This is a genomic window from Paenibacillus oryziterrae (assembly GCF_042610485.1).
Lineage (GTDB): Bacteria > Bacillota > Bacilli > Paenibacillales > Paenibacillaceae > Paenibacillus_AQ.
This window is the reverse complement of the sequence record NZ_JBGJZO010000011.1, coordinates 141029-157582: the sequence shown is the minus strand read 5'-3', so window position 1 is coordinate 157582 and position 16554 is coordinate 141029. Positions and strand designations below refer to the sequence as shown.

Annotated in this window: 13 protein-coding genes; all 13 read right to left on the bottom strand. The window is 47.1% G+C overall.

Features of this window, described 5'->3' with window-relative positions; all coding sequences use genetic code 11:
- Positions 1-2053: 2053 nt before the first annotated feature.
- The gene (locus tag ACAN55_RS14020; protein WP_379133676.1) at positions 2054-2416 is read right to left on the bottom strand and encodes a hypothetical protein; all 363 of its coding nucleotides are present in this window, start codon (positions 2414-2416) and stop codon (positions 2054-2056) included.
- A gap of 215 nt (positions 2417-2631) precedes the next feature.
- The gene (locus ACAN55_RS14015; RefSeq protein ID WP_379133673.1) at positions 2632-3060 is read right to left on the bottom strand and encodes a DMP19 family protein; all 429 of its coding nucleotides are present in this window, start codon (positions 3058-3060) and stop codon (positions 2632-2634) included.
- A gap of 175 nt (positions 3061-3235) precedes the next feature.
- On the bottom strand, positions 3236-4498 hold the full coding sequence (locus ACAN55_RS14010; protein ID WP_379133670.1) for a tyrosine-type recombinase/integrase: 1263 nt from the start codon (positions 4496-4498) through the stop codon (positions 3236-3238).
- Between the two features lie 110 nt (positions 4499-4608).
- The gene (locus tag ACAN55_RS14005) at positions 4609-5646 is read right to left on the bottom strand and encodes a GNAT family N-acetyltransferase (RefSeq protein ID WP_379133667.1); all 1038 of its coding nucleotides are present in this window, start codon (positions 5644-5646) and stop codon (positions 4609-4611) included.
- A 61-nt stretch (positions 5647-5707) separates the two neighbouring features.
- A complete protein-coding gene (locus tag ACAN55_RS14000) occupies positions 5708-5938 on the bottom strand; it encodes an HXXEE domain-containing protein (RefSeq protein ID WP_379133663.1) in 231 nt (76 codons plus the stop codon).
- 23 nt (positions 5939-5961) lie between these two features.
- Complete coding sequence (gene murI, locus ACAN55_RS13995; protein WP_379133660.1) at positions 5962-6747, bottom strand: glutamate racemase; 786 nt, start codon at positions 6745-6747, stop codon at positions 5962-5964.
- Between the two features lie 127 nt (positions 6748-6874).
- Positions 6875-7048: a DUF3934 domain-containing protein gene (locus tag ACAN55_RS13990; RefSeq protein WP_379133657.1), complete on the bottom strand. Its 174-nt coding sequence runs from the start codon at positions 7046-7048 to the stop codon at positions 6875-6877.
- Positions 7049-7193: 145 nt separating this feature from the next.
- Positions 7194-8282 carry an aspartate-semialdehyde dehydrogenase gene (gene asd, locus ACAN55_RS13985; protein ID WP_379133654.1) on the bottom strand — a complete coding sequence of 363 codons (1089 nt, stop codon included), beginning with the start codon at positions 8280-8282 and terminating at the stop codon, positions 7194-7196.
- 133 nt (positions 8283-8415) lie between these two features.
- Positions 8416-9621, bottom strand: coding sequence for a VWA domain-containing protein (locus ACAN55_RS13980; protein ID WP_379133651.1), 1206 nt, complete (start codon positions 9619-9621; stop codon positions 8416-8418).
- A gap of 2 nt (positions 9622-9623) precedes the next feature.
- On the bottom strand, positions 9624-11969 hold the full coding sequence (locus ACAN55_RS13975; RefSeq protein ID WP_379133648.1) for a DUF5682 family protein: 2346 nt from the start codon (positions 11967-11969) through the stop codon (positions 9624-9626).
- On the bottom strand, positions 11966-13069 hold the full coding sequence (locus tag ACAN55_RS13970) for an AAA family ATPase (protein ID WP_379133645.1): 1104 nt from the start codon (positions 13067-13069) through the stop codon (positions 11966-11968). The genes ACAN55_RS13975 and ACAN55_RS13970 overlap by 4 nt, the downstream gene beginning before the upstream one ends.
- A gap of 47 nt (positions 13070-13116) precedes the next feature.
- Positions 13117-14967: a HEAT repeat domain-containing protein gene (locus ACAN55_RS13965; protein WP_379133642.1), complete on the bottom strand. Its 1851-nt coding sequence runs from the start codon at positions 14965-14967 to the stop codon at positions 13117-13119.
- Positions 14968-15020: 53 nt separating this feature from the next.
- Positions 15021-16457 carry an SWIM zinc finger family protein gene (locus tag ACAN55_RS13960; protein WP_379133639.1) on the bottom strand — a complete coding sequence of 479 codons (1437 nt, stop codon included), beginning with the start codon at positions 16455-16457 and terminating at the stop codon, positions 15021-15023.
- Positions 16458-16554 lie beyond the last annotated feature (97 nt).

Genomic DNA, 16554 nt, shown 5'->3' with positions numbered 1-16554 from the left:
TTTTTCAGTTTCTTAATTTCTTTTGTTTTAATTAGTTATTTGCTTTGTCTTCATTTATTGTTTAACCCGAATTTCTCATAACGTTTCTGCATTCACGAACCCGAGAACCTTAAGCCCCAACGGGGCGGCCGCGACGCGGTTAGGTTCGCAGGGTTGTCTGCCTGCCCCGACTTCCTCGACTTTACTTCTGGCAGATCCAGGGCCGTATGGCCCGCAGCGTGAATGCAATGTTATGAGATGTTCGGGTCATCTCTGAATTTGCTGAATATTGTATTGGGACTTATTCTGTCTTGATCTTAATTCGCCTTTCATCTTGTTCAATCTTAGACCTTATTTCGTCTTTGTTCGTGTTCAGTCTTTACTCTTATTCAGTCTTTGTTCTTATTCAATATTTGCTCTTATTCGGTCTTTGCTCTTTTTCAGTCTTGCTGTTGTTCAGTTTCTTAATTTGTTTTGTTTTAATTAGTTACTTGCTTTGTTGCTCTATCTTCATATATTGTTTAACCCGAATTTCTCATAACGTTCCCGCATTTACGACGCCGACGTAGTCGGTGTGTCCCGGCATCCGCTTCCTGGCTTCTTAACTTCCGGGACCAAGGTCGGCTATGCCGACCGCAGCGTAAATGTATTGTTATATGCTGTCGAGACTTCTTCGTATTTCCCAACATAATCTCTTCATTCTTTATTATCTTGTTCAATCTTTTTAATCTTGTTCATCTTTTTTATATTTGGTTTTTGTAGTGTTGATAGTCATTTATGATTTGTAGTCTTTTTTGAGCTTCTCATCTTCTGTCTTTTCGTTATATATTTCTATATCTCTTATTGTCTTATCGTAGTTTTATTCTTCATTTACTTGTTAATTTAGGCTTTATACAAATATACCACTACCCCTAATTAATGGTAATGGCTAATTTGTTCTTCATATATAGTTTCTCTCGATTGCATATAACGTTCCCGTATTCACGATGTCCGACTTAGTCGGATATGTCCGGCTGACACCGCTTCTCGATTCATAACTTCTGCCGGACCAAGGGCCGTATGGCCCGATGCGTGAATACAATGTTATGGGTTGTTCCCCCGTGGCATCTTAGAATCCTCTAACTGATCTTGACTTGAATAGCTCTTGATCGGTATAGCTCTTGATCTGTATAGCTCTTGACCTGTATAGCTCTTGACCTGTATAGCTCTTGATCTGTTTAGCTCTTGATTTGTATAGCTCTTGATTTGTATAGCTCTTGGTTTGTATAGCTCTTAATTTGTATAGCTCTTGATTTGTATAGCTCTTGATCTGTATAGCTCTTGATTTGTATAGCTCTTGATCTGTATAGCTCTTGATTTGTATAGCTCTTGATCTGTATAGCTCTTGATCTGTATAGCTCTTGATTTGTATAGCATGTAATAGATATTTACTCTTTAGATTTGTTCTTACACGGGGGAATTTCCTATAACGTTTCCGTATTCACGACGTCCGACGTAGTCGGATGTGTCTGGCTGATTCCACTTCTCGATTCATAGCTTCTGCCGGACCCAGGGCCGAATGGCCCGCAGTGTGAATATAATGTTATACGCTGCCTTGTCTTCTTTGAATATGCTTCCAATAGCCTTTCATATTTTGTAGTCTTTGCCCTTTGTAGTCTTTCTAGTCTTTCTAGTCTTTCTAGTCTTTCTAGTCTTTCTAGTCTTTCTAGTCTTTCTAGTCTTTGTAGCCTTTCTAGTCTTTGTAGCCTTTCTAGTCTTTGTAGTCTTTATAGTCTTGTAGTCTTTGTAGCGTTTCTAGTCTTTACAGCTTTTATATTCTTTATAGTCTTTGTGATTTTTTATTATTTATCTGTTTATCTGTCAGTTCCTGTAAGGAACGTTCCTTATTTCTTATTCATTTATCAAATATTTCACAAGGTTGCGTATAACGTTCCCGTATTCACGACGTCCGACGTAGTCGGATGTGTCCGGCTGTCTCCACTTCCCCGAAAAGCCTCTGCCGGACCAAGGGCCGAATGGCCCGAAGCGTGAATGCAATGTTATACGACGGAACTTTGAGTTACCTACGGGATGGTTATTTCAGATTTAGTTTTACTTGTATTAAGTATTTATCAGTTATTATATCTCCAGTTTCTGTAAAGAATTTTACTTCCTTTGAGCTATTACTATTTTGAAATATTAATGTTCCATCAGGTCCTTTCTCAAAAACTAGTTTTGATGAATCTTGCCTTTTGGAAGTATTAATAGTTTTTATTATTGCCTTTATTTGATTTTTATCAGTTATAGTTCTTACTATTTCCTTTCCATAATCCCGAGTTACAATTATTTCTGTATAATCTTGATCAATAATCTCCTTTTTATGATCATAATAGTAAAGAAACATTAATGTGAGGGAAGCTAATGAGATACCTATTAATAAATATTTTATAGTTTTCATCTTTGTTCCCTTCTATAATGTATGGGTTTGTTATTGCTAATTTATTATATCTCTTCGTTCTGTCGTATAACGTTCCCGTATTCACGAACCCGTAGGGTTGTCTGCCTGAGTTCACTTCCTCGAATTTCCTTCCGCAGACCCAGGGCCGTATGGCCCGCAGCGTGAATATATTGTTATGTGAAGTCTTCGTCTCCTTGTGTCTGCTTACAGTATAATTATTGTGGTAGTATTTGATTAATATATGGTTCTACTTTCTTTTCAAGGTATTCTTGATGTTCAATGAATTTATCATCAAGACTTTCCAAAAGACTTTCTATTCTTTCATCTTCCCAAGAGCTAATAATGTCATTTCGTTCATCTATATCTTTTGGAACTTGTCCATTAGGAAAGAGATTATTTACTTTTTCAAGTAGTTTTATAATTTTATCTGCTTTTATCTTTTTTAAGTCTTCCATTGTTTCTTCCAGATCATCTGCACCAGTATTGTAATAGAAACTAATTATTCCCCCATCACCTACACTGTCAATTAAAACTCTAGTGGTGTACCAGATACGTTCTGGTTCCGTCAAACCTTTAAGACTAACTTCTTCTGCTTTTTGAACGAGTTTTTCCCAGTGAGGTTGTAAATCATCAAACGATATCATTGTTTATCGCTCCTTTGAGTTATGTACTTTAATATAGTTCTTAAGAAGATTTCACATAACGTCTTTTTTACGAACACCTTCCCAAACTCTACTTACTTTAGGGATGTTCACGTAGTTCGTGAATATCCCTATTTGCACTTTGTTCCTGCACCCATACTCCTCGCCACTCTACTTCTCATTGTTTCTGATCCATCTGATCAAGCGGGCTTTGGATGCGCCGGACATCTTTTACACTGACGTGGGTGTATCTCTCGGTTGTTCGTGAGCTTTGGTGGCCCAGCAGCTCCTGAATGTACCGGATATCTATACCTCCCTCCAATAGGTGCGTGGCAAACGAGTGGCGGAGTGAATGGAGACTTACTTGTTTGGGGATGCCTGAAGCCTCCAGTGCCTGATCAAAACATTTTTGTACGGAACGTTCTGTTATATGCTTGCCCCCTATTTGTCCCGGAAACAGCCATTCTTGTGGTCTATATTGGCTGACGTACTGCTCAACGATTTCAAAAGCAGCGCTGGACAAAATTGTTACTCTGTCCTTTCTTCCTTTACCCTGGCGTACATGCAGTGTTCTGCGTTCCGGATCAATGTCCTGAAACCGTAATCGAACCACTTCACCTACACGCAATCCAGAGGAATAGGTTAAGTATAAAATAGCCCGATGCTTCAGATTAGCGGTTGATTTTAAGATTAGCATCACTTCCTGCATAGACATTACATTGGGTAGCTTATTTTCTTTTTTGGGTCTAACGTAAGAGACCTGTTCATCCTCTAGAAGTACCTTCTGATAATAAAACTTGATGGCGCTAATGGCTTGATTAATATAGGCGTGAGAACATTTACGATCCAACAAGGATAGCGAGTATACTTGAATCCGATTTGTACGCGAGTATTCCTGTATCCGATTAGTATTATCTACTTCCCGCACATAGTTGACGAAACGCTCCACCTGGCTGCAGTATGCCTTTACAGTTTTCGGGCTGTAGCCCCGTAGGATCAATTCGTTCTTCAGCCGCTGTTTCAGATCACTGTTCCACTCCAGACCGTGCGCACCCGCCGGTTGAACAGTAGCACTATGAGGAGCAGTATTTTTTTGAGGTGCAGCATTTTTTTGAGAATCAGCACTTCTTTCAGCAGCATTCCCTGTGGCAGCATTTCTTGAAGGAGAATTCTTTGGCGAGGTATTCCTCTGAACATCAAGCCTCTCCTGGAGCATGCTGCATTCTTTTGCGAGACTAGTCTCCACAATCAAAGTATCGTTTATGATGACTTCAAGCAGCTGATCCACATTCCCGATGGTGTAAGGTATCGTCCAAACAACATCTTCCGGAATCCATTTCCGGTCTTTTAATCGCTTGATCTTCGTTACGTCTTCGCTATTAAACTTGTTCATCTTGATGGCTAAAGTCTGTTCATCTCGCTTGGATACGAATACTTCCACGTTGGTTCACCCTCTCATTATACTGGCCATTCAAAATTATGGAAATAAAAAAAGGGAGATCCCGAAGTCCAATGACTTCGAAATCCCCCGATGCTTTCGGCGGTCTATCTCTATTCAGTTGTTCCGTTCAGTTTCATCAAAAAACCTGTTTTCAAACCCTTCTTAAACCCGGCTTGTTCATAAAAACGATGTACTGATTCCAGCGGCGAACTCGTTAACAGCATGATTTTATAGCACTGATGCGCCTTAGCGATTTCCACAGCTTTTTGCAAAACCAATTGGCCTAACCCTCTTCTCCGGTAGTCCTTATGCGTCACCACATTCTCGATCAGCGCATAGGGTCTGGCATTCCGGGTCAGATTCTTGAGAATATGCAGCACACAGGTAGAGACGATTTGGCCGTCCTGTTCAAGTGCAAGAATCTCCATGCAAGGATCATCCAAGATCCTCTCCCATAGCTCCATCAGAGAATCGGTGATTTCCAGCTCCGGATCATCGGCTTGCAATTGCTTATACAGCAGAAGCAGCTGTGGCAGCTCATCCCGTTGAATACTGCGGACCGCACCTGACAACTCCTTCCGCCGCAAACCTCGCATAACACCAGACGGCTCCACCACCATTCCTCCCGGCTGCTGATCCCGAGTCACAAATGTTACGCCATCTATAACCTTTGATGCACCACCCTCTCCACCTTCACTATCAATCCACGCTAAATAACTCTCAATTACCGGAACCTCTGGCGGACTTAACTCACGGGGAATATCCGGAATCGCAAAGAAACGGAGATCCTTAACCTCCGACTCCTCAGCCTTCAAACTGCCTGAATAAGAATCACAGATATAAGCACTAACCACGTTGTAGACTTCATCGCCGTTTGGGTACCGATAATAGAGTGATTCCCCTGAAAAAACATTCAGCAGTCTTAACTCCCCGGCAAGCAGACCTGTTTCCTCCAGCAGTTCCCTCCGGGCCACATCCTCCATGGATTCCCCCGGTTCAAGTGCCCCTCCAGGCAGCCCCCAACAACCATTATCCACCCGATGCTGCAAAAGAATTCGTCCCAGGTTGTCCCTAACGATGACACATGCCCCGGCCATGATCAAAGGCTGTGTTCCAACCTGCCTTCTAAGATTCATTATGTATCCCATCGTAAGCTCCCGGGTGTATATTTTTTCAGCAAAATAGACTGTGCAACGTGTGAACACATAATTAAAAAAGAGCGAATGAATAGCCAAAAACAGATAGTATCTTTGATACTCTGCCGCTGGTAATATCGAGCATGGTGCTCAACCGATTCTTCATCCGGCGAGGAAGCGCACGAACGACTTCATTTTTGTTCTTTTTAAGTCGTGGCTCCACCCAAATAATCTCCTCCAGATCATGAATTACAACAACCACCAAGGCTATCCAGACTAGAGTCTGCGTAGACCAATTCTGCACCTTAATCTCCTGCCTCCCGGACACTATAATGGCGTTATTGTCTTCGCGCAGAGAATCCCGAGTGCCTGTTCCATGGTGCGGATATATTCCGGTTCTCCACCAGAGCACATGAATGTAATATCGCCGCTGCCCTGAGTATTGAAACAATGCCCTGCTTCCAGCACGCGGACCAACCGCTTAACGGTACCAATGCTGCCGTCGATAATTTCGATATGCCCTGGCAGGACCTGCTGTAACAGTTCTCGGTAAAAAGGATAATGTGTGCAGCCCAGCACCACCGTGCCGTAGGCATTCAGATCAAACTGCGCCAGCTTCTGATGAAAATAGGCCGTAATAATCTCCCGGTCGAAGTTCAAAGACTCGCAGAACACTACCAGCTCCGGGAGCGGCAATGAATCTACGATACTCTGATCATCAATGCGGGAGACCAACTCCTTGTATTTGTTCTGTTTTAAGGTTAATTCTGTGGCGAAGACCAGTACTCTTTTGCCCGTGGAACGGGTTCGTTCAACAGCAGGCTTCACCGCCGGCTCCATACCGATGATTGGAATATTGTAAGCAGTCCGGAGATCCGCAATCGCGATGCTTGTGGCGGTATTGCAGGCGATCACAAGCGCCTTGATCTCTTCACTGATCATTTGTTCTACCGATTGCTTCACATAAGTGCTGACTTCTTCCTTACTCTTTGGCCCATAAGGCACATGCAAGGTATCTGCATAATATAAAAAGTCCTCATGAGGCAAATGTTTCATTGCCTCATGCAGAACAGAAATTCCGCCAATTCCCGAATCAAACACTCCGATTCTCAAGCTTTCACCTTCTTATATTTACTTTATCCGGGTTGTACCCCTTGATTTAAAAACATCCAGTACATGTTGCTGTACTGGATGTTCAAGTCTACGGTGATCTATCGTACCCTGTCAGGCTAAGAAAGTATTAGCCCCGGTTCTTATTGACCGTATTCGCTTTCGCACCTTCCGGTCCTTTAGCTCCTGGTTTAGCTGTGGTATTTCTCTTTGCGACTACCGGCTTCGCCGTCTTGTTCCATCGGGTCCAGCCTTTGCTTCCAGTTCCCCGGCCAGTTCCGCCGCCCTTGCTTTTTGCGCCCATTGTATTGTATCACTCCATTAGTTTACGACTTGCACTTTATCTATCATACCATTACCTTAAGTCGATGTTAAGTCATTATACGCTAACAGCCCGCAATGCGTGAGCATAGCGGGCTGTGGATGAGACAATAAATATGCAAGTTATATTATTGCTTCGGCTGAATATAGCCTTCCGCTTTCAGCAGTTCAGCGATCAGCACAGCTCCTCCGGCAGCACCTCTAAGGGTATTGTGGGAGAGACTGACGAATTTGTAATCATGCAGCGAATCCTCGCGGAGTCTGCCGGTGGAGACACCCATTCCGTTCTCAATATCACGGTCCAGACGGGTTTGAGGACGGTTCTCTTCTTCGAAATAGGTAATGAACTGCTTCGGTGCGCTCGGCAATCCCAATTCCTGTGGACGTCCGGCGAATTTCTTCCAGTTCTCCAGAATGTCTTCCTTGGACGGCTTCTTCTCGAAAGATACGAATACCGCAGCCATATGTCCATCCGCAACAGGTACGCGGATACATTGGGAAGTGATGACTGGAAGCTGGCTCTTAGTAATGCCTTCGCCATCTACGCTACCCCAGATCCGCAGCGGCTCCTGCTCGCTCTTTTCTTCTTCTCCGCCAATGTATGGAATCACGTTATCCACCATATCCGGCCAATCCGTAAAGGTCTTGCCTGCACCAGAGATAGCCTGGTAAGTGGTTACAACAACCTGCGAGGGCTGGAACTCTTTTAGCGCGTGAAGTGCCGGCATATAGCTTTGGATGGAGCAATTCGGTTTAACGGCGATAAATCCAGTTTCAGTACCGAGCCGTTTTCTTTGCTGTGCAATGACTTCTAGGTGTTCCGGGTTGATTTCAGGAATCACCATCGGTACATCCGGAGTCCAGCGGTGTGCTGAGTTATTAGAGATGACTGGAGTACCTGTCTTAGCATAAGCTTCCTCCAGCGCTTTGATCTCTTCCTTCTTCATATCTACAGCGCAGAAGATCAGATCTACATCTGCAGCCACTTCCTCAACCTTGGAAGCATCCTGAACCATAATCTCCTTAACGTTATCCGGCATTGGCGTGGACAGCTTCCATCTGCCTTTTACCGATTCCTCATACGTTTTGCCCGCCGAATTAGCGCTCGCCGCGATGGCAGTAACCTCAAACCAAGGGTGATTCTCCAGAAGTGCGATAAACCGCTGGCCTACCATACCGGTACCGCCAACTATACCTGCTCTTAGCTTACTTGACATATGAATTTCATATCCTTTCAAGCTGATTCCTGAATTTGATTTTTTGCTGCTTTTTAATAACCGATTATAAATGATATATGCAGCTTACACAATATGTGAATGCAAAGATAGAAATAATTAGTATACCTTTGTACTACAGAATGCCCAATCGTTTAGCTAATTCCTCCAGGTCCAACCCTTTTAGCGCGCCTTCCACCAATGCCGGAAGTAAAGCCGGCGTGCAGGCGAAGCAAGGTGTTCCGTCCCGCGAAAGCTGTTTGGCAGTCTGCTCATCATAAAAGGGTTTGCCCTGATCAGACAAAGCCAGCAGACACAATGTCCGGACGCCCGATTCACGCATTTCACGCATCCGGCGAATTAGTCCCGACTGGTTGCCGCCCTCATACAAATCTGAGATGATAATAAACAATGTTTTACGGGGCTCTTCAATAAATTGCTCACAATACATCACCGACTTATGAATGTCCGTCCCTCCGCCAAGCTGGATCCCAAACAACATATCGACCGGGTCATTAGCACATTGCTCCGTTAAATCTACAACCTCTGTATCGAATACGACCACACGGGTATCCAGAGCCGGAATGCTGGCAAAAACGGAACCGATAACTGAAGCCCAGATAATCGACTCGGCCATCGAACCGCTCTGATCAATATCAACAATAACGGTCCACTCTTTGCTGTGGCGGGCACGGTCGAAATAATAAAAACGCTCAGGAATGATCCGCTTGCGCTCCGTATCATAATGCTTCAAATTCCGCTGAATGGTCCGCTTCCAGTCCAGTCCGCTCAAAGATGGCAGTGGTGAATGTTCCCGCTTATTCAGTGCTCCGGTGACAGCACGGCGGATGTCGCTATCCAGCAGCTTCACCAGATCATCCACTACAGCTTTGACGAGCAGCCGGGCTGTCTCCTTGGTCTTCTCAGGAATCTTCCCTTTCAAGGAGAGCAGCGTTCCCACCAACTGAATATCAGGCTTCACTGTGGCCAGCAGCTCAGGCTCGAACAGCAGCTCCTTCCACCCTTTTCGTTCCATGGCATCATTCTGAATAATCGAGACTACATCCTCCGGGAAAAAAGACCGTACATCCCCCAGCCATTTGGACAGATGAACCGCACCATGACCAGAACCTGCACCCCTCCCTTTCACAAATCCTCCCGAATTGCTGCTGCCTCCTGCTCCAGTGTCATCATAAATAGCGGCCAAGGCCGCATCCATAATCTGCTCTTCGACTGTTAGCATCAGACGGCCGCCCTCCACATAGGATGACAATTGTCTTTCCGCTTCCTGGCCCAGAATCAGGCGCCACCGGGATACACTTGCTTCTCTGCTGGCAGTCATCCTTAAAAGTCCTCAAAATCAAAATCATTCAGATCTTCCAGCATTTTAGTTTCTTCCTCTCTCAGTTCACCCGTAAGAATTTCTGCGGCCTGTTCTGCATTCACACCCCATAGCTCACCCAATATTTCGGCGATCATCGTCTTTTCCTTAGGTGAGAAGGAGCTGAAGGCTCTTCTTAAAAAAACCAAAGCACGGATAAATTCTTCATCCTCTAAGGATTGTATATAATCATTCAACTGCTCCCATAGACTCAGCCGTGACAGCAGAGCGTAGCGGTTGCGCATGGAGAGCCCTTCGAACCAGCCTGCTCCAAGCTCCGCAGGAATGCCGGGAGACAGTCGCCGCGAAACCTCGGTAGCGCATTGCTCCGGCGTTATGGCTCCTCGTTCCATCAATATGGCGCAGGCGAACCCGGATAACCTTGGATTACGGTCATCCCGCTCCGATAACTGCTGCAGCGCCTGCAGCCATAACCCTTCATCCACCGTTTCACTATAATCCAGCGAAATCCGGTTGAGCTCATTCATGACAATCACCAGGCCGTTTGCGGCTTCATCATTGCAATTGCAGCTGTCCAGCAGGTACAGACTGCCGCGCCGGAACAACTGCTCCAGCAGCGGTATCAGCGATTCTGTATCCACTCTGCGAATGTCACCGAATCTAATAATAACGGCCAGCTCACTCGCAGCCGCTGCAATCTGCACAACATCCCGGCTATCCGCCGCCAAGCTTTGAAGCACACTTCTTCCCTCTTCCATTTGCGAGGCCACCCCGCACTGGCAGGCCAGCTTAATCAGTGTGGAGGCCTCTGCTATGGAACGGCATTCGTTCAGCTTCTCGCGAAGTACATAGGCACTAGCGATCTCGATGGTCTCGCCTAATAAGGTAGCTTCAACAACCTGAATCTCCACTTCAGGCGACCAACGGATGATCCAGTTCTCCCCCCAGGTCGCAGCTTGCTGGCCGCTTGGCTGTTCCTTCGCAAAGGTGATGCCCAGCAGTCCCAGACGGTGGAATAATACAGAACGATTCAAATCCAGAAAAGCCGCTTCGGATGAAGACACTCTCCTGTTCTCCCTTAGATCAAGCGAGAGCCCCGCAGCTACGGTGGTCTTGTACTTCGTAAGCTTCAGACGTTTGAGCTCGCGGTTCAAATCATCCTGAATCGGAGTCTGACTTACTCCCTCGGCCAAGCTTCCGATAGCCGTTCCCACATCCGCTCTGGCCAGTGCTTCCGCTACAACAGCAAGATCTCCGTGGCCTAATAGTGTCTGAGCAGCGTCCCTTAAATCCCGCAGCACAGGGACACTTCCTCCATGAAGAGCCGCCAGCGATTCGGCCATTCGAACGGCTTCGATTACCTCGGCAGTAGACCGGTGTGTGCCTTCACTTCGGATGAACCGGGCAACCGTGGAAAGGTAGAGATGCGGCAATTCCTCCGGTGTCCCGGCTTCGATAGCTTCCCACATCATCTGGAAATAGTGAGGAGCGCCATTCCCCGCTCCATAACCGGACATGCTGGAGAGTTTATAATAAGAATATGGCATCAGCGTCAGCTTTGTTCTGCGGGAAGGTAATCCGGCTAACTCGTCATCACTCATAGCCGCCGATAAATCCGCAAGGGCAGCGGCGTGATAAGCACCGCAGATCACCACGATTTTCTGCGCCTCATGTCCGGCTGCGATCTTGTCTTGGATCTGCCGCCGCATAAAGGACTCACGTACAAGATTATAAGCATGCTCCTTCGGCTGCTCCTGCTGCTCACTGGCTTCTGACAGTTCACGCATGTGCTCTGAGAAGGTAAGAATGGCGGCCCGGTACGCACCCGGATTGTGATTATGCTCGTAATTACGTTCCCAGTACATATCATAATCGTATTCTCCAGCTAGACTGGCTATCCGGCTATATACAGATTTATATTCCTGAGCTTCACCGCCCGGCGGCTCAATGCTCTCGTTCAGGGAGGGCTTCAATTCTTCTACTGTACCTTCCTCCCGCTTCCACAATTCCTGTATTCCAAGTGTAACGGACGAGGGAAGATCAATAAAAGCAGCTTCCGCCCCATTCTCCTTAGCCCATTTCATCCCCTGATACTCAGGAGAATAGACGGCAAATGGCCACAGTACTGTACGCACCGGCAGCTCATCGGTGAAAGCCAGAATAGCTACCGGGGGCTTCGTTGAGCCATGCGTCAAGTGGCGGATTTCACCGGTCGCATCACTCGGCCCTTCGATCAGCACCGCCGTGGGCTGAAGCTCCTCCAGATATTCCAGCAGATGCTTCGCACCGCCCGGAGACAGATGACGCACCCCGAATATATGAACTCCTGCTTCAGAAGTGAGGTTCACTCGTTCATCTCCTTACAGGCCTGATACAATCCGCGCCACTCGCTTCCCCTTTTCTTCATCACATTATCCAGATATTCTTTCCAGACCAGCTTATCCTTGTCGTCATCCTTGACAATCGCTCCCTGAAGACCGGCAGCTAGATCACTGTCCGTCAGATCTCCATTTCCGAAGCTTGCCGCCAGTGCCATACTGTTCGTCAGCAGCGATATCGCCTCAGCGGTGGAAATAACTCCTGCTGGAGACTTCACCTTCTCCTTCTTATCGAGCGTCATTCCGCTGCGCAGCTCACGGAAGATCGTAACGACTTTAAGCAGCGCTGCATCTGCCGGAATAGAGGCCTGAAGCTCATAAGAGGAAGCAATTTCTGCAACACGTTTCTTCACAATTGCCACCTCAGTCTCTAGATCTGACGGGGCAGGCAACACAATAATATTGAACCGCCGCTTCAAAGCGGCAGACATTTCGTTGACTCCGCGATCTCTGGTATTGGCTGTGGCAATTATCGAGAAGCCCTTGCGTGCGCTGGTCTCTTTGCCGAGCTCAGGAACAGAGATTGTCTTCTCTGACAGAATAGAAATGAGTGCATCCTGCACCTCTGAAGCGCAGCGGGAAATCTCTTCAAAGCGGGCAATACCGCCGTCCTCCATCGCGCGCATAATCGGGCTTCTGACCAATGCTTCCGGTGTAGGCCCGTTCGCCAGCAGCATCGCGTAATTCCAGGAGTATCGCACATGCTCTTCACTGGTTCCGGCAGTTCCTTGGACAACCAGTCCGGAGTTGCCATAGATCGCTGCGGCCAGGTTCTCGGACAGCCATGACTTCGCTGTTCCCGGCTCGCCGATCAGAAGCAGTGCCCGGTCGGTGACGAGCGTGGCGACTGCCATTTCAATAAGGCGGGTATTACCGATATATTTGGGCGTTATTATAGTTGATCCCGCCTTGCCGCCAGCGATAAAGGTTAATACCGACCGGGGAGACATCTGCCAGCCGGCAGGGATCTTTCCGTTATCCTCTCTGCGCAGGGCTTCCAGTTCTTCGCGATACAATACCTCAGCAGGCAGTCGCATAACATCCTGTAGCTGATCTTGTTCCGTTGACATATTCACATCTCCTTCATTGATGCATGGTGTCACGAGGGTAATATGGGTTATTTATTAGTGCGCTGCAGATACTGGATCAGAAAATCAATCTGCTGGATACATTCATAACTGTAAATGGAACGAAGCCCGTCAATGCGGTCAATATAGCTTACCGGAAATTGAAGCATCATATTGAAGAGATAAAAATCAAACACATAAGGATGATAAGTCTTGTCATTTTCAAGCGTCGATATCAGCAGGTCCAGCCGGCGGGACTCCTCCATGCCGGCCCGCTCCAGCCCCATGAAGATATGCTGGTAGTAATGATGATCTCTTCTGTAGTCTCCCTGCTCTTGTAATTTGTCCAGCAGATAGTTTCGGACTCCGCTATGTCCCGGCCTTGCAAAGGCGCAGACCATATCCACGGCATCCCGTTCAAGGAACCAATCCAGCCAGCGGCTATCCCAATCAGCAGCAATTTTGTCAGCCGACTTGAACTCTCTGGAGAGAAGCCGGTCTGTTCTTGAAACACTCCAAGCTACTTTGTAGAATACCACTTCCTGGCTGTCAATCTGCCGCCTAATTGTCTCTAGCAGCAGCTCTTCTCGTTGCTTGGCTTCTTTGGAGACGATGGATTTCAGCTTATCCAATATCGAGCCAGTGAACTGCTTGAACACATCCCTCGGTGAGAGTTGTAGCTGCGCCGCCCGGAAATGGCTGGGCAGATAACGGAGATCCTCACTTTCCATATCATGAAGCAGTTTCAAGGCTTCTGAAGTGGTGGATTGCTCCAAATATCTTGCCGCACAATCAATCAGCGGAATCCAGCCCAGGGAAGAGAAACGTTTATATTCACGCAGCACATCACTGAATATCTCCTCCAGCTGCGGACTTCTCACACCTGCAAATACGGTCAGAAAGGGCTCCATTTTGTTCCAGTAAGCCGCAATTTTTTTCTTCTTATCCTCGTTCTCACCGGTATGCGGTGCCTGACGAAGCTCTTCACTGAACAGTACAGCCAATTTCTCTGAAAGTTCCTCCGATGGCCACTTAGCCAGGGCATCCGCCGCCAGTCCTCTGTCCTTTCCTAAGAACGCCTCATACAGGGTATCCCGGCCCTGCGGAGTTTCACCTGCGGCCAATGCCGTATATGCAGCTTCACGTACTACCTTCTTCTTATCTTTTGTCCATTCCAGCAATTCCGCGGTATATTCACCATGCCCTGTAATACACTCTATGGCAGCCACCCTGATCTCATCTGTCCCATTCCACGCGGCATCCATAACTTCGCTGGCAACTTCGCCGCAACCCGTTTTAGCAATAACCCGCAGCTTACGAACCTCGGTTTTGCCGCCAGTCAGATCCAATCCGGTTATTAAATGACGGGCAATCTCCGGCCCATAGGATGGGAGAATGTCAGTCGTGACGAACTCAGCGATTTCATTATATGGATCATTCAGTGCAGGAATCGTCAACAGAAGCAGACGTAAATCTTGAAAAAGCCCCTCTTTGTAAGCCTCGGTTATGATCTCATATCTGCCGCCGCCGGTAGTCGTCAAAGCCTGCCGTACGGCAGCAAGCTTGCGGTAAGAGAACGTGGTGCCCAGTGGAAAATCCACACTTTGCAGCATCCCGGGTTCGCGATCTGGAGAGCTGACTCCTTGCGTGTAGAGCACCGATTCCAGCAGCAGCGTCAGCTCCTGCAATTGCACAGCCGCCGTAGTCCCTTGACCGCCGTCTGACTCTACCAGTGAAAGAATTCCATCGCCCAGTCTCTTAAAGACTGCAGCCCGCTCGCCGAGCTGCCCAAACTGCGGAAGCAGCCGTTTCAGCCGGAAATCCCCTGACGCCAAATCACTTCCGGCAATATATAATCTCCTAAGCTCTTGATGGAGCTCTTGTAATAACGCTGTACTCACAAGCTATCCCCCTTTAGTTAAACATACGAAAATTGCCAATTCATCAGAATAAGTTAATACAACAACCGGGTGATAACCTCACCTTTGATCCAAGTCAGCGGCTGAGCAACAAGACGTCCTTGATCCAAATGATGCTCGAACATGACCAATAGGAGGCAATCTGTATGCGAAGAAGCCGGCAGATAGGGAAGCAGTTGAACCGTGCCCTGCGGCAGTGAAGGAATATCCTCCAGAACTAACTGGACTCCCGATTCGTCGGTTATTACGAACTGTCCGCTTTCAGTGACCCCAAGGCTTGCTGCATGCAGCAGAAGTACAGGCCATTTGTCACCGAGCGGATTCTTCAACTGATTTTTTACCTTCTTAAGGATATCTGAATAGGAACGTTGTGCTTTAGCAGGAAGAATTGTCATGTCGGCCGCAGTAATATCTCTGGCTTTCATTTCCTCATAACGCACCCTGACATTCATGTCTCCGGGATATGTATACAATAAGGGAGTCTGCACGATCTGAAAAAAACTGTCCTCTTCCCTCATCAGCTTGGCTGCTTTGTATGGACGATAGTTCACAGTACGATGAATCTCTCCACTCGTAAGGTCCAGCCAATATCCGACATCAACATATTCCAGGCGGGCTTGATCGTCTTTACTGTAAAAGGCCAGCTGGAGCAGTTCGGCTCCCTCTTGGGTGAGACCATATTCCTTCAGCTCCGACAGCTGCCAGGCGTGACCCAGCCATTCATCTATCGTAGATTGATTATCCAGTGCAAGCTCCGGGTCCTCCGCTCTAGCAATTAGATAAGTCCGCCCTTTCTTGATAAAAGCATGAAGTCGTGTCAATTGCTCCACGGCATATGTATAGGTATCTTCACGATTTTGAGTATTACCCAGCAGAAGTACAAGCCGGCGCAATTCGATCTGCGCACCGGACAGATAATAATTGCCCATTTGTTTCACGTGTTCATTAATCATTTTCAGTGTTTTACTGTCAATCGTCGATAACCCGCTCCGTACCAGGGATAGGACGAGCTTCTCCAGAAGATCAAGTCCTTCAAGCTGGGTATTAATCTTTTTTTTGAGCGCGGATTTATTAACCTTCTTGGGTTTGTTCTCCACGTCATCGGCCAGTTGACTCTTGCTTTCTTCCCGTTTCCCGGCCTTCTCGCGCTTAGCGGCGATATCTTCCGGAACTGTTGCGACTGTGAAATCCTGTCCTTCAGCATAAGCATACATAAGACCAAGCGTGTGCTTACATGGAAACTGGCGGCTTGGGCAGCTACAGCGGAACACCGGACTCTCCGGCGCGATAAAATCTACAGAGCACTCATAAGGCGTCTTCCCGCTCCCCGAGCACAACCCAAAGAGCAACGATCCGTCATCCGTGCGGTTGAGCTGTATGAAGCTCTTTTTGCGAACCAGTCCTTGTCCGTTCTTGATGGCAACGGCATTAGGCGCAAACGAATCTACTTTTGATGCTGTAAGTTCAGGCAAAGTTCGTTTCCTCCTCGAAAAAGATAAGATCACATGTTTGCATTCATCTTAGCAAAAATACTCAAGGGTTCCAATGGCTGGAGACTCCCCGCCTCAA